Origin of the sequence: Streptomyces sp. SID11385, from assembly GCF_010548245.1 — a bacterium.
Lineage (GTDB): Bacteria > Actinomycetota > Actinomycetes > Streptomycetales > Streptomycetaceae > Streptomyces.
On sequence record NZ_JAAGLR010000520.1, the window covers coordinates 1 to 899 of the forward strand.

General features: G+C 77.5%; 2 pseudogenes. Both read left to right on the forward strand.

Annotated elements, in window-relative coordinates:
* Positions 1–705: pseudogene (locus tag G3I42_RS16010) on the forward strand (PadR family transcriptional regulator); the annotation flags it as partial.
* Positions 702–899: pseudogene (locus tag G3I42_RS36995) on the forward strand (hypothetical protein); the annotation flags it as partial. The pseudogenes G3I42_RS16010 and G3I42_RS36995, both read left to right, overlap by 4 nt.

The window sequence follows — 899 nt, forward strand, 5'->3', positions numbered from 1 at the left end:
GGCCCGGGGCGCGGCGAGGGCGAGCGCGAGGCGTGGCGCGCGGCGAAGGAGGAACTGCGCCGCGCGAAGCAGGAGTGGCGCGAACAGGCGCGCCAGGCACGCGACGAGAGCCGCCGCGCCCGCGAGGACGCGCAGCGGGCCCGCCGTCAGGCACGCGACGCGCAGGCGAAGGCGAAGGCGCAGGCGAAGGAGGCGCAGGAGCACTTCCAGGACATGGCCCGTCAGGTCCAGCAGCAGATGCAGGAGCACTTCAGCCGGGGCGACTGGCCCACCGGGCTGCGCGAGGGCCTGAGCGAGCTGACGCGCGAGTTCGGCCGCTTCGGGCGCGAGGGCGGGTTCGGCCAGGGGCCGGGCGGCGGCCCCTGGGGAGCCTGGGGCGGCGGCCGTACGCCGTGGGAGGGGCGGGCGGAGAAAGCGCGCGAGGAGTCCCCCGACCTGGAGAAGCACCTTGCGGACGAGACGGCCGAGGCGGCAGCCGACCTGACGGGCGAGGGCCCCGTACTGCCGCGATGGGCAACCGAGCCGCTGGCCGAGGGCGATCCGGTCCGCGAGCTGGAGCGGCTGCTCGACCGCTTCCGCGACGACGTCAGGGACGCGGCACGCGACGGCGGCGTCACGGCCCCTCAGCTCCACGCGGCCCGCGAGCAGCTGGCGCGGGCGGCGGCCCGCCTGACGGCCCTCCTCGGGGAGCCGTCCGCTGAATGACCACCATCGCCTGGGGCCCGCTGGGCCGGGCCCCCCTCTGGCAGGCAGTACTGCACCTGGCGGCGCTGGAGGCGACGCAACCGGCGCGCGCGACGGAACCGGTCCGCACGACGCAACCGGTCCGCGCGCCGCAGCCGGTTCGCGCGGCCGAGGCCGTACGTACGGAACCGCCCGGCGCCGTACGCACCGTGCCG